This is a genomic window from Pseudomonas sp. C2.3V (assembly GCF_058536325.1).
In genome coordinates this window covers 831,870-848,570 of the sequence record NZ_JBZUBN010000001.1, presented here as the reverse complement: position 1 = coordinate 848,570, position 16,701 = coordinate 831,870, and the positions used below count along the sequence as shown (strand labels likewise).

Genomic DNA, 16,701 nt, shown 5'->3' with positions numbered 1-16,701 from the left:
CTGATTATACACCACTGTATGAATTTACAGTTAACTCGATTCGCGTTTCCAGTCCAAGGTCTGTTGCAGCGCTAGAGTCAACGGGTCGGGGGTTGGCTGAATTCACCGCGCTTGAGCTTTTCGACATCGTTGCCCATCGCATCCCTGGCATTAAGGTCTGCGCCCTTGGCCGCCAGATCGTCCAGCACACTCTTGCGTTGAAAAAGCGCAGCGTACATGGCGGCCGTCTGGCCGGCATTGTTACGCTGGTCGGGGTTGCACTTGGCCTGAACCAGGCGGTGGGCAATAGTAATCTCCCCTTTGAAGATGGCGCCCATCAATGCAGTATTGCCTCGGTTGTCCTGTATGCAAGGGTCTGCGCCTGCAGCCAGCAGCTGCTCGACGGCTTCCTTGTGGCCATGATAGGCCGCCAGGATCAAGGCGGTGTAGCCTTTTTCATCCTGGGTATTGAGGTCATAATGAGCCTTGATGAACTCTTCCAGCATCTCCTGACGGCCATCACGGGCCGCATCGAAGAAATAGCTTTTGAGCTGTGCCTTTACCGCGTCGGATGAGGGCTGACCAGGTGTTTTCGCCTCGACTGCAGCCGGCTCGGCTACCGACGCCTCAGGTGGCGGATCAGCCAATACCAATGTGCTGGTGAGGGAAAGCATCGTAATGCCAAGAAAAAATAAGCGCATAGCGTGTTCTCTCGCGGTCAGGGCTGCCCGTGCGCGAGCGGCATTGGGCATGATCTGGCTTGTACACTGTCTATGGTTACCCGGCTGGCATGAACACTCGCCAGGCAATTTGTCGGGCTTGCCTATCCAGGCAGGCAAGCCCGACAAGGGAGCACGGGCAGGATTAGCCTGCCCGGAGGACATCAGTCCTTGAGGGTCGCGGCCACTTCCTTGACGCGCTTGAGGTCGCCTTTGGCAACCTTGGTCAAGCCTTCGCCATATTCCGCGTCAGCCTTGTAGAAGTACGCCAGCATCATGTTTTTGCTTTCGTCATCCACAACACGCAGATCACCGCCCAGGCTTTCGATCAGGTCCTGACGCTCCTTCTTGCTGTAGGAGCGATACAGATCGCCCGCCTGCTTGAAGTTCTGCTCGCGCTGGATCTTGGCCTGCTGGGTCGTACCGGACAGCGGCAGCTGGCTGTAACGTGCGGAAGTGTCTTCCTCACGCGGCTGCAGGCGGCTCGGCTGGTAGTTCACGGAGGTCGCCGTGTGGCCGATGTTCATCGCCCCGTCCTGGTTGCCGTTGTTCACCTCTACGTGAGGCTTGTTGATCGGCAGCTGCAGACCATTGGTGCCCACGCGATAGAGCTGCGTATCGGCGTAGGAGAACACACGCCCCTGAAGCAGACGATCCTCAGAGGGCTCAATACCAGGCACAACGTTGGCAGGCGCCATGGCAACCTGCTCGGTTTCCTGGAAGAAGTTGTCCGGGTTCTTGTTCAGGACCATCTGGCCGATCTTGCGCTCAGGCACGCCCGGCCAGATCTTGGTGGCATCCAGCGGGTCAAAGTCGAACTTGGGCAGATCTTCCGGGTTGAGCACCTGAACATACAGGTCCCACTTCGGGTAGTCGCCCTTGTCGATGGCGTTGGCCAGATCGCGGGTCAGATGGCTGTAGTCCTTGCTCTGAACTTCGGCCACTTCCTTCGGATCCAGGTTCTTCTTGCCGGACTGCAAGCTCTTCCAATGGAACTTCACATAGTGAACTTCGCCCTTGGCATTGACGAACTTGTAGGCATGTACGCCATTGCCATCCATGGTGCGGTAGCTGGCCGGTGTACCTTCATTGGAGTACAGCTCGGTCAGGGTACGGGTCGCTTCCGGAATGTGAGAGAAGAAGTCGAACGTACGACGCGGGTCATCCAGGTTGGTACGTGGGTCAGGCTTGAACGCATGAACCATGTCCGGGAACTTGATGGCGTCACGGATGAAGAATGTTGGGAAGTTGTTGCCTACCAGATCCCAGTTGCCGTCAGCAGTATAGAACTTGGTGGCAAAGCCGCGCGGGTCGCGCAGGGTTTCCGGTGAGTGATTACCATGGATCACTGCAGAGAAACGTACGAAGACCGGCGTTTTCTCGCCTGGGCGGAAAACCTTGGCCTTGGTCAGGTCAGAAACATCGGCCGAGGCGGCGAACTCTCCGTGGGCACCCGCGCCACGCGCGTGAACGACACGCTCTGGAATACGCTCACGGTCAAAGCGCTGAAGCTTTTGTACCAGTTGCACGTCCTGCAAGAGCGTCGGGCCTGTGGCTCCAGCGGTCTGGGAGTTCTGGTTGTCTCCGACTGGCGCACCGTTGTCACGCGTCAGGGTACCTGCATAGGCCGCCGAAGCGACTGTGGCAGACAGGATGCCCGCTGCAAGCAGATTCAGGGCATATCCGGAAAAGGTCCGAATGGACATTGTTGGGTTCCTCTCTTTTTTAAGTGCTCTGTTCCAAGCACGTAAAGAGTAAGGAACCCGGACCGCTTCGCTAAATTGAATACCTTTTGTTCCGCTATTAGCAGAATCAATACCCAAGCCAAGCGTTTTAAGTTATGGCCGCTACGCAGGGGCAGCGGCCTAGAGCTGATCAGCTACCTTGCAGCTCGCGTGCGATCTTGTCCTTGATCACGACGCGTTCTCGTCGGCATCGATTCAACTCCTCATCGCCACTGTTCTCGACCATCCCTTCGATTTCCAGGATCTCCTGATCCAGCGCATCGTATTGCTCGATCAGCTTGGCAAACTCTGGATTGTTCTGGCGCAGCTCTTCAAACTTCTGAACCTTGTCTGGAAAATCCTTGTGCAAGTTGTGCTCGGCAACCATGTGTGACCTCCTGAGGCAGGTTGAATATCTTGAGCCTTTCAGCCCATCCATATGGTGGACCGCAGCCGTTCGGCAAAGTGCAGCAACGAGAGGCAGCACACTTTTTCAGGAAGCATTTCGAAACAACCAGACGCTTTTGCGGTTCAAAGTGCCCGAGACGTTAGCGATGGCGTCACTACCATTCCACCGCAAAAGGAGTGCTTATGAGCTTTTTCAGCGAATTCAAATCGTTCGCCATGAGGGGCAACGTCGTCGATCTGGCTGTTGGTATCATCATTGGCGGCGCTTTCGGCAAGATCGTGTCGTCATTCGTTGCCGATGTGATCACCCCGCCTCTCGGGATTCTTTTGGGTGGCGTGGACTTTTCGCACCTCGCCATTACGCTGCAGGCTGCCCAAGGCGATAAACCGGCAGTGCTGCTATCTTACGGCAAGTTCCTGCAATCGATCTTCGACTTCATCATCATTGCATTTGCCATTTTCAGCGCCATCAAGGTTCTGAATCGACTGCGCCTGCATGAGGAAAAGAAGGCAGCGGCCGGCCCTACCAAGGATCAAGTACTGCTGACTGAAATTCGCGACCTGCTCAAGGAACAAAGCCAGAAGCCTGAGGCCACCGTCACACGTAATGACCCTCCGACCTCTTCGTGACTGTTCGCTACAAATAGGGCCCTTGCGGGCCCCATCCGCATCTTTTACCAGTAATTTTCTACCGCGATCTGTCCAGGCCGGCGCGTCAGGGCCAGCTGGAAATCACGTGCCTTGAGCACGGCTCGCGTGTCATCCACCATTTCAGGATTACCACAGATCAGGATGCGGGAGTGCTCTGTTGAAAGCTCAAGCCCTGCGGCCTTCTCCAGCTCACCGTTTTCGATCAGGGTCGTGATTCGCCCCCTCAGCGCGCCGGGATGATCCTCACGGGTTACAACAGGAATATAGATCAGCTTCTGTGCAACCCCTTCCAGGTACTCCAGCTCCGCCAGCCCCTTAATCATTTCCTGGTAGGCCAGGTCCTTTGCTTCCCGGACGCTATACACCAGCACGATACGCTCATACCGCTGCCAGACATCCGGCTCCTGAAGCATGGACAGAAACGGTGCCAATCCCGTACCGGTGGATAACAGCCATAAATCGCGTCCGCCTGTAAAGCGCTCCAGGGTGAGATACCCATAGGGCTGCTTTTCCACCAGCAACGTATCACCGGGCTTGAGGCGACTCAGCTCGCTGGTAAAGGCTCCGCCAGGCACGACAATGGAAAAGAATTCCAGAAATTCGTCATGAGGCGCGGAGACCATTGAATAGGCACGCCAGACGATTTCGCCGTCTGCCTTTTCGACACCCAGGCGGGCAAACTGGCCGGCACTGAAGCGAAAGCGCGGATCACGCGTCGTACGCAGGCTGAACAGGTTATCAGCCCAAGGCCACACCTCCGTAATGGTCTGCCGGGTGTATTTCTCGTCACTGGCGGTCATGCTGGGCTACCTCGTTTTCCGGGCCGATATCAGGCCGTCATGAAAACAAGCCCGGCACTGGTTTTCAACGGACAAACTGTAGGTGTAACCGGCCGGACTAACGCGCCAGCCAACCACCGTCCACGGCCAGAGTATGACCGTGGACATAATCCGAGGCAGACGACGCCAGAAACACCACAGGCCCTGCCAGGTCGATTGGCTCGCCCCAGCGACCTGCCGGAATGCGTCCCAGGATTTCTGCGTTGCGCTGCTCATCGGCACGCAAGGCAACCGTGTTGTTCGTTGCCATATAGCCGGGCGCAATGCCATTGACGTTGATACCGTGCTTGGCCCACTCGTTGGCCAGCGCCTTGGTCAGCCCCATCAGGCCACTCTTGGAGGCTGTGTAGGATGGGACACGGATGCCGCCCTGGAAAGACAGCATCGAAGCGATATTGATGATTTTGCCGCCGCTCTGCTGCGCAATGAACTGACGTGCCACGGCTTGAGAAAGAAAGAACACCGTCTTGAGGTTGACGCCCATGACATCATCCCAATCTTTTTCGGTGAAATTCAGTGCTTCCTCACGCCGGATCGTTCCGGCATTGTTGACCAGGATATCGATACGACCAAAAGCCTGTAGCGCCTCATCCACAATAAAGGGCACCGCATCCGTGGCGCTGAGATCTGCCCGGATGCTCACGAATCGCCGGCCCTTGGCCTCTACTTCACTTTGCGTCTCATGGGGTTCGCGCCGGCTGATCCCGACAATATCGCAACCGGCACTGGCCAGAGCTACACACATGCTCCTTCCCAATCCGGCATCACACCCGGTAATGATCGCGACCTTGCCTGACAAATCGAATGGGTTAGCCACCATGATGCCTCCTGAGGGGTGGTAAACGCGGGCTGACCTGTCATCCTGAGCCCGCAAAACGTCTGTTCGACCCGCCAGACGCCCGGCGCGTTCAGCCGGCATCCAGAGAAAAGAGCAGCATAAGCAATGCCGCTCCCCTACACTGACGCCTTTGTCGTCAGCTCCGATCTTCTGCCATGGTTCTACTGTCCACACCCTTTGCCCAGCTTGACCTGCACCGCCAGCCACCCCGCCGGGACGATCCGTTACAGGCTTTCGATGCGGCGGATGAATACCTGCTTAATCATCTGGCCGAACAGGGCCTGCCAGACAACGCCCGAATTCTGGTGTTAAACGATAGCTTCGGCGCCCTGGCAGCAAGCCTGGCTGATCAGGGTCACGTTGTTTCCAGTGGAGATTCACACCTTGCAGCCCTCGCGCTTAACGATAACCTGCAGCGCAACGGACGTGATGGTCGGGTGCTATTCGTGCCATCCAGCGAGCCGGTTAAAGGCCCCTTTGACCTGGTGCTGATCCGTATTCCAAAAACCCTGGCCTTGCTGGAGGAGCAGCTGATTCGCCTGCATGATCAGCTGGCACCGGGTGCGCGAGTCATCGCAGCAGCCATGATCAAGCATCTGCCGCGTGCGGCAGGAGATCTGCTGGAGCGTCATATCGGCAGTGTCCAGGCATCGCTGGCAGTCAAGAAGGCGCGCCTGCTGTTTGCCACCCCCGAACCCAGGGAGCGGATAGCCTCACCCTACCCGACCCGCTACCGACTGGACGACCCAGCGCTGACACTGATCAATCACGCCAACGTGTTCTGCCGAGAAGGGCTCGATATCGGGACACGCGCCTTTCTTCCACATCTGCCTACTGACTTGGGCAATGCACGCGTGGCCGACCTGGGCTGCGGCAATGGCGTATTGGCCATCACCAGTGCACTGACCAATCCCCAAGCGCAGTACACGCTGGTAGATGAGTCCTATATGGCTATCCAGTCGGCACATGAAAACTGGCGTGCCGCCCTGGGTGATCGTCCCGTCACGTTGCGCGCCGATGATGGGCTGGCCAGCCAACCGGCTCGCTCGTTGGATGTAGTCCTGTGCAACCCACCGTTTCACCAGCAACAGGTGGTGGGGGAATTTCTGGCCTGGCGGATGTTTCAACAGGCGCGTGCTGCTCTCGACCGCCAGGGTGAACTCTGGATCGTCGGCAATCGCCACCTCGGTTATCACCTCAAGCTCAAGCGGCTGTTCAAGCGCGTCGAACAGGTTGCTGCCACGCCGAAATTCGTGGTGCTGCGTGCGGTCGAAGCTAACTGAGCGTGATGCTATGCCCTATGCCAGACCTTATTCAAGCAGGCTGGCATAGCGGGTAACGTGCCTCAGAGCAGTATCCAGACTGGATGATTCCGCCTAGGCTGGGTCGCCACCGTTTTAAGATAGGCGCCAGGTGATGCCTTTTGCCTACTGACAGGACGAACATACGCACCGGATGGGATCTTACGTGCCAGGGTTACCTTTCGATCTTCACATCTTTGCCATTTTGATAGAGGTCTGCGGCGTTTTGGCGGCTATCCATGCCGTCATCACCGTTCGTACGGCTCAGGGCGCCATGGCTTGGGCCATTGCATTGGTTTTTATGCCGTTTCTGAGCCTGTTGCCTTATCTGGTTTTTGGTCGGCGTCGTTTCGATGGTTATGTAAAGGCGCGCCGACAGGCCGATGAAGAGATGGCCCGCGTTGCTGCCGAGCTGAACTGGCGTCCGTGGATTGCTGAGGCCCTGGCTGCTCAGCAATGCAGCGCGGCAAACCGCAAGCTCAAAGCCATGACGGCGCTGACCCGCACCCCCTGTGTAGCCAGCAACAAGGTGCGTCTTCTCGTCAACGGATCGGAAACCTTCAGCGCCATTCTGGGCGCTATTCGGGAAGCCCGGCAGGTCGTGCTGGTGCAGTTTTTCATCATTCATGACGACGCTCTTGGCCGGGCACTGCAAAACACGCTGATCGAGCGGGCCAGGGAGGGTGTCGAGGTGTTTCTCCTTTACGATGCCATTGGCAGCCATGCCCTGCCGCGGAGCTACGTGTCAAAGCTTCGTGAGGCAGGCGTGCAGGTCAAGGCATTCAGCAACCGCCGAGGACTGATCAACCGCTTTCAGGTCAACTTCCGCAATCACCGCAAGATCGTTGTGGTGGATGGTGAAGTAGGATTTGTCGGCGGACACAACGTGGGTGAGGAATACCTGGGGCACAAGCCACCGTTGGCTCCCTGGCGCGACACCCATATCGAAATTCGTGGGCCCGCTCTGGCGACCCTGCAGGAAACCTTTGCCCAGGACTGGTTCTGGGTGACCAAAAAACTTCCAACCCTGGTGCTGCCTGAACGTTATGAGGATGGCGGCATGCTGTGCCAGGTGGTTGCCAGCGGTCCGGCGGACGATCAGGAGACCTGCTCGCTGTTTTTTGTCGAGGCGATTCACTCGGCGCAGCGGCGAATCTGGATCACAACGCCCTACTTCATCCCTGATGAGGCCGTCTCAGCCGCACTGCATCTGGCCGCTCTACGCGGCGTCGATGTGCGCATCCTTCTGCCGTCACGCCCGGATCACAAGGTGGTGTACGCCGCATCCTACCTGTATGCCTTCAAGGCGGTGGATGCGGGCATTCGAGTCTTCAGTTATCAACCAGGCTTTCTGCATCAGAAGGTGGTGCTGATCGATGAAGAGGTTTCCGCCATCGGTAGCGCCAATCTGGATAATCGCTCGTTCCGGCTGAATTTCGAGATCATGGTCATGACCGTGGATACTGACTTCGCCTGGGAAGTGCGCTCGATGTTGGAAGTCGACTTCTCCAAGTCGGTCGAGCTGACGCCCAAGGACAATGCCAATGTTCGGCGCCTGCACAAGGCAGCCATGCGGGTAGCCCGACTGTTCTCGCCGGTCCTTTAGCCCAGTGGAGCGACACCCAGGCCATCCACGAGTCGCTCCAGGGCACGCAGACCGGCAACGGAATTGCCGTAGCTGTCCAGGCGGGGCGACCAGACACAAATGCTCATGCGGCCGGGAACGATGGCCACAATACCGCCACCTACGCCGCTCTTGCCGGGCAGCCCGACGCGCCAGGCAAAATCCCCCGCGGCGTCATACAGGCCGCACGTCAACAGTAATGCGTTGAGCTGCCGCGTCTGCTGAGGCGACAACACCTCGCTGCCATCGTGGGGATTGATGCCCCGGTGAGCCAGAAAGGCGAACGCGCGGGCCACATCCATGCAACTCATGGACAGCGCACAGCCATGGAAATAGGTTTCCAGCACCTCATCCACTTCGCCATGCAAGTTTCCATAAGCCTTCATGAGGTAAGCCAGTGCAGCGTTACGCGCCTTGTGATCCATCTCTGAACGCGCCACCCGCGTATCGAAGTTGATAGTCGGATTGGCACTTAACCGCCGCGCCTGTTCGCGCATCAGGTATTGGATGGACATGATGCGCGAAACCAGGATATCGGTTACCAGCAACGCACCGGCATTGATGAAAGGATTGCGCGGGACGCCCCGCTCCACTTCCAGCTGTACGATGGAGTTGAACGCCTGACCGGAGGGCTCCCGGCCTACACGCGTCCAGATGTCCTCTTCCGGCAGCCGCTGCATGGCAATGACCAGGTTGAGCACCTTGGAAATGGACTGGATGGAAAACGGTGTATCCCCTGCCCCCGCCTGGAAGACTCGACCCTCTACATCGCATAGAGCAATCCCGAATTGATCGGGTTCTACCTGGGCCAGTGCCGGGATATAGTCAGCAACCTTGCCTTCGCCCATGTCTTGCCGTGCCTCCTGGGCAACACGATCAAGCAGGGTTTGCAGGACTTCAGGGGAGCATGTTTCGGGCATGGGCGGCTTCGCTGCTTACAAAAGGGTGCCAGTGTAAGAAAGCGCAGCCGCAACGCCTAGTGATTCGTCGTTATAGTCCCAGCTCGCTCAGCCCGGGATGATCATCCGGTCGACGTCCCTGCGGCCAGCGGAACAGGCGCTCGGCCTCGGTGATCGGCAGATCGTTGATGCTGGCATGCCGCTCCACCATGAGCCCCTGCTCATTGAACGCCCAGTTCTCATTGCCATAGGCGCGAAACCAGTTGCCGGAATCGTCATGCCACTCATAGGCGAAGCGTACGGCGATCCGGTTGCCATCATGGGCCCATAGCTCCTTGATCAGCCGGTAGTCGAGCTCGCGTTGCCACTTGCGCGTAAGAAAACCTACGATGGCTTCGCGTCCCTTGATGAACTCGGCCCGGTTACGCCAGATGCTGTCGTTACTATAGGCCAGTGCAACCTTGTGGGGATCGCGGCCATTCCAGCCATCTTCCGCTGCGCGGACCTTTTGGCGTGCAGTTTCCTGCGTAAAGGGTGGCAATGGGGGTCTGCTTTCCATGGACGTGTCTCCAAAACGGTAAGACAGATAGCGTAGATGAAAGCCTACCGTGCAAGCGGACAATCTGCCTGGAGAAACGGACAAAAGAAGACCCCGGCGAGTGCCGGGGTCTGATATTCAGGATTTAAGGCCGGCGGCAGTCATGACCAGCCGCAGCCCGTAGGACACAATGCCCAGGGCCACGATACTGCAGGCCCAGATCAGGACCATCCAGCCGAGACGCTTGATCAGCGGTTGGTTGTCAGCTGGATTGGGTTCACGCTCTTTGCCGGCCATGATCAATGATACCCCTCGCCTGTACGAACCTTACCGCGGAACACGTAGTAGCCCCACGCCGTGTACATCAATGTGATCGGGATGATGAACAGCGTACCGATGAGCAGGAACAGCTGGCTCTGCGGTGGCGACGAGGCTTCCCAGATCGAAATCGCCGGCGGGATGATGTTCGGCCACAGGCTGATGCCCAGGCCGCTATAGCCGAGGAAGATCAGGATCAGCGTTAGTACGAAGGGAGATACATGAGCCTCTTCCTTCAGGATGGCGCGCAGCAGGAACACGACTGTTACCAGCACGAGAATCGGCACAGGCAGGAACCAGAACAGGTTCGGCATGGTGAACCAGCGCTGGGAGATGGCGTCATGGGACAGCGGCGTCCACAGGCTGACGGCTGCAATGAACAGCAGCAGCAACAGCACCAGCGGCTTGGTCATGCGACGCATGGAAGCCTGTAGCGGGCCTTCGGTTTTCATGATCAGCCAAGTACTGCCCAGCAGTGCGTAGGCAGCGATCAGGCCAAAACCACAGAACACCGAAAAAGGCGTCAGCCAGTCCAGCGAGCCACCGGCATACTGACGATTCTCCACATGGAAGCCGTCGATGAAGGCACCCAGCGCGACCCCCTGACAGAAGGTTGCCAAGAGCGAGCCGAAGATAAAGGACTTGTCCCAGAGCCCTTCCTTGCCTTCCTGCACCTTGAAGCGGAACTCAAAGGCTACGCCACGGAAGATCAGGCCGATCAACATGAAGATCAGCGGCAGGTAGAGGGCCGGCAGAATGACGCCATATGCCAGCGGGAAGGCGCCGTACAACCCGGCCCCTCCCAACACCAGCCAGGTTTCGTTGCCATCCCAGATCGGAGCCACGGTGTTCATCATCACATCGCGTTCTTCCTTGCCCTTCACGAAGGGGAAGAGAATGCCAATCCCCAGATCGAAGCCGTCCATGACTACGTACATCATCAGGCTGAAAATGATGACCACCGCCCAGATCAGTGCGAGGTCAATACCAACAATTCCAGAAGCCATGTTCAGTGCCCCGTCAGTTGATCATGGGAATGAGCCTTTTCAGTACCTTCATCAGTAGCCGAAAGGGGGCGCTTCGGATGACGATCGTGCCCCGGTCCACCCTGGGTGGGCAGGTCGCCTTCACCGGTATGTGGTCCTTTGCCAATCATGCGCAGCGCATAGACCGTACCGATACCAAAGACCGCGAAATACACAATTACGAAGCTGACCAGGGTAATGCTCAGTTGCGTCACGCTGTGGTTGGCTACACCATCCTTGGTACGCAGGAGACCATATACGATCCAGGGCTGACGACCCACTTCGGTGGTAAACCAGCCTGCCAGCAGAGCAATCAGACCAGCCGGCCCCATGCACATGATCAGGCGCAGGAAGGCCTTGGTTTCATACAGCTTGTGTCTCCAGCGCAGGAACAGGCTCCACACACCGGCAGCAATCATGAGCAGACCCAGGGCCACCATGATGCGGAATGACCAGAACACCACATACGCCGGCGGACGATCCTCTTTCGGGAAGTCCTTGAGTGCGGGAATCTGCTCGGTAAAGCTGTGCGTGAGGATCAAGCTGCCCAGCACCGGAATCTCGACCTTGAAGCGGGTTTCCTCACGCTCCATATCCGGCAGACCGAACAGAATCAACGGCGTTGCCTCACCGGGCGGATTCTCCCAATGGCCTTCAATCGCCGCGATCTTGGCTGGCTGGTGCTCCAGCGTGTTCAAACCGTGGGCATCCCCCACGAACGCCTGGATCGGCGCCACGAACAGGGCCATCCACATGGCCATGGAGAACATCTTGCGAATGGCCGGGTTATTGTTCCCACGCAACAGGTGCCAAGCCGCCGATGCGCCGACCAGGAAGGCCACCGACAGGTAGGCCGCGATGGTCATGTGCGCCCAGCGGAAGGGGAACGACGGGTTGAAGATTACTTCCAGCCAATGGACTGGCACTACGCGGCCATCGACAATCTCGTACCCGGCCGGGGTATGCATCCAGCTGTTCGAGGACAAAATCCAGAACGTGGACATCAGGGTGCCAATCGCCACCATGATAGTGGACAAAAAGTGCAACCCACGTCCTACGCGGTTCCAGCCAAACAGCATGACCCCGAGGAAACCCGCTTCGATAAAGAAGGCGGTCAGCACCTCGTAGGTTAAGAGCGGACCCGTTACGGCACCGGCGAAGTCGACAAAGCCGCTCCAGTTGGTACCGAACTCATACGCCATGACCAGTCCGGACACTACACCCATTCCAAAGAAGACCGCGAAGATCTTCAACCAGAAGTGGTACAGGTCCTTATAGGTAGAGTCGTTGGTTTTGAGCCACAGTCCTTCGAGAACGGCTAGAAAGCTCGCCATTCCGATAGACAAGGCAGGGAAGATAATGTGGAACGAGACGGTGAATGCAAACTGGATCCTCGCAAGATCCAGAGCCTCCAAGCCGAACATAGGCGGTCCTCTTCAGGCAGCCGGTGCGTTTATCACGCAGGCGGTCAATAACGTTAAGCAAATCACAAGGCAATGTTTCGAGCGCTTGCGTGCTCAATTCGTTCTAACGGAACGCTTGAAAGGTGGTCCGACTATCGCATTTTAAGCCGCAAGGCTCTGACGTAGGTCAACGTCTGGATTCATTCTAGACCTCTAAAACGCAGTGGGGTCCGTGGTCAGATGTCGCGCGTCAAGGTGGCGCACACAACTTGTTACCCACCAACTGTTTCAGAATATATCTCGATCAGTGCACAAAAAACGCTTGCCGAGGCTATGATGAGAGACCTCTCGAAGAGCCCCATCATGACCTCAGACCCTTTATATTTGCGTCATCATCGACCCTTTCTGGCGTTCTGGTTTGCCCGCGTCTGTACCGCCAGTAGCTTTCAGATGCTCACCGTAGCCATTGGCTGGCACATCTATTCACTGACACATAATGTGCTCGACCTGGGCCTGGTCGGCCTGGTGGAGTTCCTGCCGCGCCTGTTCTTCATGTTGTATACAGGGCATGTGGCGGACCGCTACGACCGACGTAAGGTAGCCGCACTCTGCCAGACAGGTCAGGCCCTTACCGCACTGGTGCTGGTCTACGGCAGCCTGACCGACAATGTGACCCGTGAACTGATCTTTATCCTGGCCTTCATGCTGGGCACCTGCCGGGCCTTCGAAATGCCGGCGACCCAGGCGCTTCTGCCCAACATCGTCCCCGCCTCGCTATTTCCCCGGGCCGTTGCGGCCTCAGCCTCCGCCATGCAGGGTGCGACAATCGTGGCGCCAGCGTTGGGTGGTTTTCTGTACGCCTTGGGTGCCTTCTGGGTCTATGCACCGGCAACGGCCCTGTATGGTGTGGCAATTCTCCTCGTGCTGAGCCTGCCTGCGCGTGAACAGCAACCGCGTAAGGAAAAGGCCAGTCTGGATTCGCTGCTGGCCGGGATTCGCTTCATTCGCAGCCGCCGCGATATTTTCGGCGCTATCTCCCTGGATCTTTTTGCCGTTCTGCTGGGCGGCGCAACGGCACTGTTACCCGTGTTTGCCCGGGACATTCTGATGACCGGCCCATGGGGGCTGGGCCTGTTGCGCTCAGCACCCGCCGTGGGAGCCCTGCTGATGTCGTTTTGGCTCGCGCGCTTTCCCATCGAGCGAAGCGTCGGACGCATCATGTTTATCTCGGTAGGTGTGTTTGGCGTGGCAACCATCGCCTTTGGTCTTTCCACCTCGTTCTGGTTCAGCCTGGCCGTGCTGGCGGTTCTGGGTGCGGCTGACATGATCAGCATGGTCATTCGCGGCGCCTTTGTGCAACTGGAGACGCCGGATGAAATGCGCGGCCGCGTCAGTGCCGTCAACGGCCTGTTCATCGGTGCCTCAAACCAACTAGGCGAGTTCGAGTCCGGTGTAACGGCAGCCTGGCTGGGCACAGTGCAAGCGGTCGTGCTGGGCGGCGCAGGAACGCTGATCGTGACAGGCCTTTGGATCAAGCTCTTCCCTACCCTCGCCAAACGCGACCACTTGCATACCCTCAAACCCAGCTGATCTGCTGGAGGGCTGCTTGCGGGTCGGCAGGCAGCCCTTTACCCCTCTGAACTCTCGCAAGCTGCCAACGGTCAGGTGACAAGGACTTTTCACCGAATTGCTTGAGGGTTTGCCATGAAAATTTCACTCGATGGCCAGGTTGCACTGGTCACCGGCGGCAGTTCAGGGATCGGCGCGGCATCAGCCAAGGCCTTGGCTCAGGTAGGCGCAGCCGTTGTCATCAATTACCACTCCAATGCCGAGCCGGCTGAACAGCTTGCGGATGAAATCAAGGCGGCCGGCGGTCGGGCCATTGCCGTGGGTGCTGATGTCGGTGATGAGCAGGCCGTCGAACAGCTCTTTGCCAAGACGATCGAAGCCTTTGGCCGTCTGGACATCCTAGTGGCCAATTCCGGGCTGCAGCGCGATGCACCCTCCCATGAAATGACCCTCAAGGATTGGAACATGGTCATCCAGACCAATCTGACCGGCCAATTCCTTTGCGCACGTGCCGCCATCCAGCAGTTCCTGAAGCAAGGCGTCAATGCCGAACTGTCACGCGCGGCGGGCAAAATCATTCACATGAGCTCGGTACATGAGGTCATTCCGTGGGCAGGCCATGTCAATTACGCGGCGTCCAAGGGCGGGGTCAGCCTGATGATGAAGACCCTGGCTCAGGAAGTGGCTGAAAAGCGCATACGCATCAATAGTATTGCGCCCGGCGCTATCGCTACGGCCATCAATGAAGACGTGACTGGCAACGAGGAAGGTCGCCGCGAGTTGCTCAAGCTGATCCCCTACAAGCGTGTCGGGGAAGTAGAGGACATTGGTAATGCCGTCGTCTGGCTGGCATCCGACCTGTCTGACTACGTGGTAGGCACCACCCTCTTTGTCGATGGTGGCATGTGTCTATATCCAGGATTCCAGGACAATGGTTGATCACAACGCCGGAATCCGGTCCATCGATGCCCATGGAGTCATCGGCGACATGCGTACCTGCGCGCTGGTCGCCGATGACGGCAGCATCGACTATTTCTGCTGGCCTGACCTAGATAGCCCCTCGGTTTTTACCGCCTTGCTCAATGGTGACGAGGCCGGACTGTTCACGATTGCACCCGACCGCCCTAATGCCAGGCGGCAACAGATCTACCTCCCCGATAGTAACGTCTTGCAGACCCGCTGGCTTGATGACGACGGCGCCGTCGAGTTGACCGACTGGATGCCCATCCTGACGGAAGAGAACACCATGCCCCGTCTGGTGCGGAGGGTTTATGCCGTCAAAGGCGACTCGCGCATTTGTCTGAATTGTTCACCGCGGCTTGATTACGCCCGGGCTGAAACCAGGGCTACGGTAGAGCATGGCAGCATTGTGTTTCAGGCCGAGGGCCAGCGCAGTATGCGCTTGGCCGGTTCCGAGACGCTTACGCTTGACGGGAATACGGCCGTAGCGGACTTCACCCTCAAGGAGGGCGAAAGCGCGACATTCGTCTTTGGCTGCGCCGAAGATCGACAAGTCATGGAAGAAGATCTTGATCTCTGCCTGAAGCATACACTCAGGTTCTGGCAGCGATGGGCTCGTCAAAGCAACTATACCGGCCGCTGGCGGGAAATGGTCTCGCGCTCGGCTCTGGTGCTCAAGCTTCTGGTCTCGCAGCAGCACGGTTCCATTGCTGCTGCGGCAACCTTCAGCCTGCCGGAAACACCAGGTGGCGAGCGAAATTGGGATTACCGGGCTACCTGGATACGGGACGCCTCGTTTACCGTCTATGCTTTCATGCGCCTGGGATACACCGACGAAGCCAACCACTTCATGAGCTGGGTGGGCGACTGTATCGAGCGCAGCAGCGATCTGCCGCAAAAGCTTCAGATCATGTATCGCCTCGATGGTGGACGGGAACTGCCCGAACAGGAACTGGACCACCTGAGCGGCCACGGCGGGGCAAAGCCTGTGCGTATCGGCAACGATGCATTCGGACAGGTTCAGCTCGACATCTATGGCGAGCTGATGGATGCCGTCTACCTGTCAAACAAGTATGGCCAAGCCATATCCCACCGCGGTTGGAAACATGTTGTCAGTATCATCGATTATGTCTGCAATCATTGGCAGACCAAGGATGCCGGCATCTGGGAAATTCGTGGTGAGCCCAAGCACTTCCTACATTCGCGCTTGATGTGCTGGGTTGCCATTGACCGAGCCATTCGCCTGGCACAGAAGCGTTCCCTTGCCATGCCCTATGAACGATGGCTCAAGGCACGGGGTGATATCCAGGAAGATATCTGGACCCACTTCTGGAACAAGAAAAAAGGTCATTTCACAGCCATTCTGGGCCAGGATACGTTGGACGCATCTCTTCTCCTGATGCCCTTGCTGCGCTTTGTCAGCGCAACAGACCCGGCGTGGCTGGCAACTCTAGATGCCATCAAGGAGCGTCTGGTCTGCGATGGTATGGTCAAGCGCTACGATCAGTCTGAAATGTCCGATGGACTCTCAGGTGAAGAGGGCTCCTTTGCGGCCTGCTCATTCTGGTATGTGGAGTGCCTGGCGCGGGCCGGCAGGATAGACGAGGCGCATATGGAGTTTGAAAAACTCATGAAATACGCAAGCCCTGTGGGACTCTTTGCCGAGGAGCTTGACGCCCGTGGACGTCACCTGGGCAATACTCCTCAGGCCCTGACCCATCTGGCCCTGATCAGCGCCGCCTATTTCCTGAACCGCAAACTCTCCGGCAGTGATACCCAATGGCAACCTTAGCAGGCCTGCTTCCGCTCTGACTTAGGCCCTTCGGTTTCGCCCCTCCTCGACCGACTATAGCAAAATGACATATGGAGGCGATTCAAGCTCCGCTTGAACGTCTTTTCGTGTTAT

Annotated in this window: 16 protein-coding genes; 6 read left to right on the top strand and 10 right to left on the bottom strand. The window is 57.7% G+C overall.

What is annotated here, in order from left to right; genetic code table 11:
- Positions 1–77: 77 nt before the first annotated feature.
- From AC4LF3_RS04030 to AC4LF3_RS04020, 3 genes are all read right to left on the bottom strand, one after another.
- Positions 78–653 (bottom strand): ankyrin repeat domain-containing protein, encoded by a 576-nt coding sequence (locus AC4LF3_RS04030; RefSeq protein WP_491836241.1) that lies wholly within the window; start codon positions 651–653, stop codon positions 78–80.
- A gap of 209 nt (positions 654–862) precedes the next feature.
- The gene (locus AC4LF3_RS04025) at positions 863–2,404 is read right to left on the bottom strand and encodes a catalase (RefSeq protein WP_491834819.1); all 1,542 of its coding nucleotides are present in this window, start codon (positions 2,402–2,404) and stop codon (positions 863–865) included.
- A gap of 169 nt (positions 2,405–2,573) precedes the next feature.
- The gene (locus tag AC4LF3_RS04020) at positions 2,574–2,810 is read right to left on the bottom strand and encodes an HP1242/YdcH family protein (protein WP_010797153.1); all 237 of its coding nucleotides are present in this window, start codon (positions 2,808–2,810) and stop codon (positions 2,574–2,576) included.
- Positions 2,811–3,013: 203 nt separating this feature from the next.
- Between AC4LF3_RS04020 and mscL the strand changes: the two genes are divergently transcribed.
- Complete coding sequence (gene mscL, locus AC4LF3_RS04015; protein WP_010797152.1) at positions 3,014–3,460, top strand: large-conductance mechanosensitive channel protein MscL; 447 nt, start codon at positions 3,014–3,016, stop codon at positions 3,458–3,460.
- Positions 3,461–3,504: 44 nt separating this feature from the next.
- Here the strand turns inward: mscL and AC4LF3_RS04010 are convergent, their stop codons facing one another.
- On the bottom strand, positions 3,505–4,281 hold the full coding sequence (locus AC4LF3_RS04010) for a ferredoxin--NADP reductase (protein ID WP_122043394.1): 777 nt from the start codon (positions 4,279–4,281) through the stop codon (positions 3,505–3,507).
- Between the two features lie 97 nt (positions 4,282–4,378).
- Complete coding sequence (gene kduD / locus AC4LF3_RS04005; protein WP_434135680.1) at positions 4,379–5,140, bottom strand: 2-dehydro-3-deoxy-D-gluconate 5-dehydrogenase KduD; 762 nt, start codon at positions 5,138–5,140, stop codon at positions 4,379–4,381.
- Between the two features lie 173 nt (positions 5,141–5,313).
- On the opposite strand from kduD, the gene AC4LF3_RS04000 reads away from it, so the two are divergent.
- Complete coding sequence (locus AC4LF3_RS04000; RefSeq protein ID WP_239381834.1) at positions 5,314–6,441, top strand: methyltransferase; 1,128 nt, start codon at positions 5,314–5,316, stop codon at positions 6,439–6,441.
- 184 nt (positions 6,442–6,625) lie between these two features.
- A complete protein-coding gene (gene cls / locus AC4LF3_RS03995) occupies positions 6,626–8,065 on the top strand; it encodes a cardiolipin synthase (RefSeq protein ID WP_083397843.1) in 1,440 nt (479 codons plus the stop codon).
- Here cls and glsB read toward each other — a convergent pair.
- The 5 genes from glsB to AC4LF3_RS03970 all read right to left on the bottom strand — a co-directional run bounded on the left by glsB (position 8,062) and on the right by AC4LF3_RS03970 (position 12,287).
- Positions 8,062–8,976, bottom strand: a complete 915-nt coding sequence (gene glsB / locus AC4LF3_RS03990) for a glutaminase B (protein WP_372238928.1) — start codon at positions 8,974–8,976, stop codon at positions 8,062–8,064. The genes cls and glsB overlap by 4 nt on opposite strands.
- A 97-nt stretch (positions 8,977–9,073) precedes the next feature.
- Complete coding sequence (locus AC4LF3_RS03985; protein WP_074822938.1) at positions 9,074–9,541, bottom strand: nuclear transport factor 2 family protein; 468 nt, start codon at positions 9,539–9,541, stop codon at positions 9,074–9,076.
- Positions 9,542–9,658: 117 nt separating this feature from the next.
- Complete coding sequence (locus tag AC4LF3_RS03980) at positions 9,659–9,817, bottom strand: DUF2474 domain-containing protein (RefSeq protein ID WP_010797145.1); 159 nt, start codon at positions 9,815–9,817, stop codon at positions 9,659–9,661.
- 2 nt (positions 9,818–9,819) lie between these two features.
- Complete coding sequence (cydB, locus tag AC4LF3_RS03975; RefSeq protein WP_074822941.1) at positions 9,820–10,845, bottom strand: cytochrome d ubiquinol oxidase subunit II; 1,026 nt, start codon at positions 10,843–10,845, stop codon at positions 9,820–9,822.
- A 2-nt stretch (positions 10,846–10,847) separates the two neighbouring features.
- The gene (locus AC4LF3_RS03970) at positions 10,848–12,287 is read right to left on the bottom strand and encodes a cytochrome ubiquinol oxidase subunit I (RefSeq protein ID WP_010797143.1); all 1,440 of its coding nucleotides are present in this window, start codon (positions 12,285–12,287) and stop codon (positions 10,848–10,850) included.
- 342 nt (positions 12,288–12,629) lie between these two features.
- Here AC4LF3_RS03970 and AC4LF3_RS03965 point away from each other — a divergent pair, with 342 nt between their 5' ends.
- The 3 genes from AC4LF3_RS03965 to AC4LF3_RS03955 all read left to right on the top strand — a co-directional run bounded on the left by AC4LF3_RS03965 (position 12,630) and on the right by AC4LF3_RS03955 (position 16,587).
- On the top strand, positions 12,630–13,856 hold the full coding sequence (locus tag AC4LF3_RS03965; protein WP_074822944.1) for an MFS transporter: 1,227 nt from the start codon (positions 12,630–12,632) through the stop codon (positions 13,854–13,856).
- Positions 13,857–13,970: 114 nt separating this feature from the next.
- Complete coding sequence (locus AC4LF3_RS03960; RefSeq protein WP_150347987.1) at positions 13,971–14,774, top strand: SDR family oxidoreductase; 804 nt, start codon at positions 13,971–13,973, stop codon at positions 14,772–14,774.
- Positions 14,767–16,587, top strand: a complete 1,821-nt coding sequence (locus AC4LF3_RS03955) for a glycoside hydrolase family 15 protein (RefSeq protein WP_491834818.1) — start codon at positions 14,767–14,769, stop codon at positions 16,585–16,587. Before AC4LF3_RS03960 ends, AC4LF3_RS03955 begins: the two co-directional genes overlap by 8 nt.
- Positions 16,588–16,701: the final 114 nt, after the last annotated feature.